Origin of the sequence: Methylobacterium sp. WL116 (genome assembly GCF_008039455.1) — a bacterium.
In the GTDB taxonomy this organism is placed as follows: domain Bacteria; phylum Pseudomonadota; class Alphaproteobacteria; order Rhizobiales; family Beijerinckiaceae; genus Methylobacterium.
In genome coordinates this window covers 1-4,220 of the sequence record NZ_VRUV01000401.1, presented here as the reverse complement: position 1 = coordinate 4,220, position 4,220 = coordinate 1, and the positions used below count along the sequence as shown (strand labels likewise).

General features: G+C 69.7%; 4 protein-coding genes. All 4 read left to right on the top strand.

Going from position 1 to position 4,220, the window contains the following annotated elements; all coding sequences use genetic code 11:
* Positions 1-118: 118 nt before the first annotated feature.
* The 4 genes from FV223_RS21380 to FV223_RS21365 all read left to right on the top strand — a co-directional run bounded on the left by FV223_RS21380 (position 119) and on the right by FV223_RS21365 (position 4,107).
* The gene (locus FV223_RS21380; protein ID WP_147728885.1) at positions 119-799 is read left to right on the top strand and encodes a flagellar hook capping FlgD N-terminal domain-containing protein; all 681 of its coding nucleotides are present in this window, start codon (positions 119-121) and stop codon (positions 797-799) included.
* 92 nt (positions 800-891) lie between these two features.
* Positions 892-1,167 (top strand): DUF1153 domain-containing protein, encoded by a 276-nt coding sequence (locus FV223_RS21375; protein WP_147728884.1) that lies wholly within the window; start codon positions 892-894, stop codon positions 1,165-1,167.
* A gap of 220 nt (positions 1,168-1,387) precedes the next feature.
* Complete coding sequence (fliF, locus tag FV223_RS21370; RefSeq protein WP_147728883.1) at positions 1,388-3,004, top strand: flagellar basal-body MS-ring/collar protein FliF; 1,617 nt, start codon at positions 1,388-1,390, stop codon at positions 3,002-3,004.
* A 50-nt stretch (positions 3,005-3,054) separates the two neighbouring features.
* Positions 3,055-4,107 carry a flagellar motor switch protein FliG gene (locus tag FV223_RS21365; protein ID WP_147728882.1) on the top strand — a complete coding sequence of 351 codons (1,053 nt, stop codon included), beginning with the start codon at positions 3,055-3,057 and terminating at the stop codon, positions 4,105-4,107.
* Positions 4,108-4,220 lie beyond the last annotated feature (113 nt).

Here is a 4,220-nt window from a genome sequence, read left to right as displayed (position 1 = left end):
GGCCGCAGCAGCGCCCCGCCCGGCACCCCTTCCGAGGCCGCCGTCGCGGAGATCGCGCCGACGCGCGCGCTCCGGGGCCTGAGCGGCCTCGACATCCGAATCTGAGGAGGCCCCCACGATGACCAGCGGCATTTCCAGCCTGACCAGTGCGGCCTCTTCGAGCAGCACGGGCAAGACCGCCGACAGCGCGACGCTGGCGAGCAACTTCACGCAGTTCCTGACCCTGCTGACGACGCAGCTCAAGAACCAGAACCCGCTCGACCCGATGGACACCAACCAGTTCACGCAGCAGCTGGTGCAGTTCGCGCAGGTGGAGCAGCAGCTCAAGGGCAACGACCGCCTCGACAGCATCCTGGCGAGCAGCAAGGCGGCGAGCTCGGCCTCGGCCACGAGCTACATCGGCAAGACCATCACCACCGACGGCACCACGGCCGACCTCAAGGACGGCTCCGCGACCTGGAGCCTGACGCCGGCGCGCGCAGCGACCAAGGCGGTGGTGGCGATCTCCGATTCCAACGGCAACGTCGTCGGCACACAGACGACGTCGCTCGCCGCCGGCCCCCAGACCTTCTCCTGGAACGGCAAGAACTCGTCCGGGCTCGCCTCGGCGGCGGGCACCTACTCGATCAAGGTCTCGGCCACCGATGCGACCGGCGCCGCCGTCTCGGTCGCGACCGAGACGACCGGCACCGTGGACGAGGTCGACCTCAGCGGGGCCAACCCGGTCCTGGTCATCGGCACCTCGCGCGTGCCGCTCTCCAGCGTCACCGGGATCGGGTTGTCCACAACCTCGGGATAACGAATCACTTCCGAGTGATCCGCTTCAACATGTTTTAAGCCCGCGCAAGTAGGTTGATGGCTCGACAGGTCAGTCGAGTTGTAGAGCGTATCATGACCGAACCGCACCGCCCGAGAGTGAAATACGTGATCGGGCCCGATGGAAGTCCCCTGACGATCGCCGACCTGCCGCCCACGAGCACCCGTCGATGGGTGATCCGCCGGAAGGCCGAAGTGGTGGCCGCCGTCCGCGGCGGTCTCCTTAGCCTGGAAGAGGCTTGCCAGCGCTACACCCTCACCACCGAGGAGTTCCTGAGCTGGCAGTTCTCGATCGACCAGCACGGCCTTGCCGGCCTGCGCACCACGCGCATCCAGCATTACCGCCACTGACTCGACCTCGTGCCCCGGCCGGCGCGGTTCAGCCCGCGCGGTCGCCGCCGGTTTCACGCGAAGCCGCATCCGCCTCCCGCGGATGCGGCTTCGCTGCTTGGAGGGCCTCGGCGATGGAGGGGCGGCGGCCATTCGTTAACCGCCCGCTAACCACGGCCTGGGCAAATTCTGCCGGGCGGGGCCGATCGCGGCGCCCGCCTGGGGTGGGCGCGTAACAGCCGTGAAGCCGGTTCTCGATCTCGTCACCAAGCTCGGACCGGCGCGCCTCGCCGCGATGGCGGCGGTGACGCTGACCCTCATCGGCTTCTTCGCCTTCGTGATCCTGCGGGTCTCGCGCCCCGACATGGGCGTGCTGTTCGCCGACCTGTCGGCCCAGGATGCGGCCGCCGTGGTGCGCGACCTCGATGCCCGCGGCATCCGCTACGAGACCCGGGGCGACACCGGCCAGACCGTGATGGCGCCGCGCGCCGACCTGCCCCGCCTGCGCATGGACCTCGCCGGCAAGGGCCTGCCGAGCCAGGCCGGCGTCGGCTACGAGATCTTCGACAAGGGCGACGCGTTCTCGTCGACCAACTTCGTCCAGAACGTGAACCACCTGCGCGCGCTCGAAGGCGAGCTGTCGCGCTCGATCCGGGCGATCGGCCGGGTCCAGGCCGCCCGCGTCCACCTCGTCCTGCCCGAGCGCCGCCTGTTCGAGCGCGACCGCGAGCTGCCGAGCGCCGCCATCGTCCTAAAGCTGATGGGCGACCTCGATGCCGGCCAGGTCCGCGCGATCCGGCACCTGGCCGCCTCCGCGGTCGAGGGCCTGAAGCCCGAGCGCGTCTCGATCGTCGACGAGCGCGGCCGGCTCCTGGCGGACGGCGCCCGCGGTGAGCAGGGCGAGGCCGGCGCCTTCGAGGAGAAGCAGACCGGACTCGAGCGCCGCTTGCGCTCGCAGATCGAGGAGATCGTCGCCGGCATCGTCGGGCCGGGCCGTGCCCGCGTCCAGGTCTCGGCCGAGCTCGACATGAACCGCGTCGAGAGCCGCTCGGAGACCTTCGACCCCGAGAGCCGCGTGGTACGCTCGAGCCAGACCCGCACCGAGGCCTCGCAGACCGCCAACAACGAGGGCTCGGTCAGCGTCGGCAACGAGCTTCCCGGCGCGGCCCAGGACAAGGCGCCCGCGCCGAAGGATTCCTCGAACAAGAACGAGGAGACCACGAACTACGAGATCTCCAAGGTCACGCGGACCGAGGTGGTCGAGGGCGGCCGGGTGAAGCGCCTCTCGGTGGCGGTGTTGGTCGACGGCGCCTACGCGCCCGGCCCCGACGGCAAGGTCGCCTACCAGCCCAGGCCGGCGGCCGAGATCGAGCGGATCGCGGCCCTGGTGCGCAGCACCGTCGGCTTCGACAAGGCGCGCGGCGACCAGATCGAGGTGGTGAACCTGCGCTTCGCCGAGGCGCCGACTCCGGCCGACTTCGTCGAGCCGACGCTGATCCAGTCGCTGCTCAGCCCGACCAAGGAAGACGTGATGCGGTTCGTCGAGCTCGGCGTGCTCGCCTTGCTCACCCTGATCGTGCTGCTCGTCGTCGTGCGTCCGCTGCTGCGCCGCGTGCTCGCCTCCGACCCGGCGGCGACGCCGCTGCTCGGTGCGGCGGGCGCGGCGGGCGGGGTGGACATCGAAGCCGGCGGCACGATCCTGGTGCCGCGGGAGAACCAGACCGCCCGGCTGATGGAATTCGCCAAGATCAACGGGCAGATCCAGGCCGACACCGTGCAGCGGGTGGTCGACATGGTCCGCGCCAGCCCGTCCGAGACGGTCGAGGTCCTGCGCAACTGGATCCAGGAAACGCCGTAGCCGGCACGATGCGAACGACGACCGAGTGGCTTTGAGGAGGGGACGGGACGATGGCGGCGGGTGCGGGACTGGGTGAGAGCTTGCAGGACCTCGGGGGATCGGCGTTCGCGTCGATGCCGGGGCCGCAACGTGCCGCCGCGCTGCTGCTGCTCCTCGGCGAGGCCGAGGGGGCGCCGATCTGGCAGCGCCTGGAGGAGGACGAGATCAAGACGGTCTCGCACGCGATGGTCCAGCTCGGATCGCTGGAAGCCGAGACGGTCGAGAAGCTGATCATCGACTTCGTCTCGCGGCTGTCGACCGGCGGGGGCATCACCTCGAACTTCGAGCGCACGGAGTCACTGCTGCTGAAGATCTTCCCCACCGAGCAGGTCTCGATGATCATGGCCGAGATCAAGGGCGCCTCGGGCAAGCGGGTCTGGGCCTCGATCGCCCAGGTCGATCCCGAGATCCTCGCCGCCTTCCTGCGCAACGAGTACCCGCAGACCGTCGCCGTGGTGCTGTCGAAGGTGCGCTCCGACTACGCGGCCAAGGTGCTCACCCTGCTGCCGGAGGAATTCGCCATCGACGTGCTCAACCGGATGCTGCGGATGGAGACCGTGCAGAAGGAGGCGCTCCGCCACATCGAGGAGACGTTGCGCGTCGAGTTCGTCGCCACCATCGCGCAATCCGCCCGCCGCGACGCGCACGAGATGATGGCCGACGTCTTCAACGCCTTCGACCGCCAGACCGAGGGCCGGTTCCTGGCCGCCCTCGACCAGGGCAACCGCGGCTCGGCCAAGCGCATCCGCGAGCTGATGTTCACCTTCGAGGACCTGCTCAAGCTCGATCCCGGCAGCGTGCAGACGCTGATGCGCTCGGTCGACAACGAGACCCTGTGCCGGGCGCTGAAGGGCGCCGACGAGCGCGTGCGCGGCTTCTTCCTGGCGCAGATGTCGACCCGCGCCGCCAAGAACCTCACCGACGAGATGGGCTCGATCGGCCCGATCCGCCTCAAGGAGGTGGACGAGGCCCAGGCCAAGATGACCGAGCTCGCCAAGGACCTCGCCGACAAGGGCGAGATCATGATCGCCAAGAACAGCGCCGAGGAGGAGCTGGTCTATTGAACGCCAAGCCCGCTCCGGCCAAGACGCCGTTCCTGTTCGAGACCGACTTCCGCCGGCCGCAGCCGAGCCGCGAGAGCGTGCGCGCGGCCGAGGCAGCCGACGAGGCCGCCGCC

Coding starts and splice junctions, on each gene's coding strand:
- FV223_RS21375 (WP_147728884.1), top strand. CDS start 892: ATGACCGAACCGCACCGCCCGAGAGTGAAATACGTGATCGGGCCCGAT.
- FV223_RS21365 (WP_147728882.1), top strand. CDS start 3,055: ATGGCGGCGGGTGCGGGACTGGGTGAGAGCTTGCAGGACCTCGGGGGA.
- FV223_RS21380 (WP_147728885.1), top strand. CDS start 119: ATGACCAGCGGCATTTCCAGCCTGACCAGTGCGGCCTCTTCGAGCAGC.